Source organism: Salinimicrobium oceani (assembly GCF_012037645.1).
Map to the genome: position 1 here is coordinate 1 of NZ_JAAVJR010001191.1, position 347 is coordinate 347.

Here is a 347-nt window from a genome sequence, read left to right on the forward strand (position 1 = left end):
ACAATTATGATGAGAAGTATCTTTTCACCGGGATAATCCGTAGAGATGGTTCTTCCAATTTTGGCCCAAACAACAAGTTTGGTGTTTTCCCTTCATTTTCTGCAGGATGGGTAGTTTCCAATGAAGACTTTTGGGAAGATAACGGATATTTCAATACCTTGAAAATAAGAGCAGGTTATGGGGTTACAGGTAATGATGCCATCAGGCAAAATGGGTACCTGGCTTTAATTGACGGAGGTCGAAATTATACCTTTGGACGGGATGGAAGTGCAATCGAAATTGGCTATAGCCCTAATGCACCGGCCAATCCGGATTTAAAATGGGAAGAAACTTCTCAGCTGAACATT

General features: G+C 41.2%; 1 pseudogene. It reads left to right on the forward strand.

Annotated features, from left to right (window positions below):
- Positions 1–347 (forward strand): annotated as a pseudogene (locus HC175_RS21415) (TonB-dependent receptor); the annotation flags it as partial.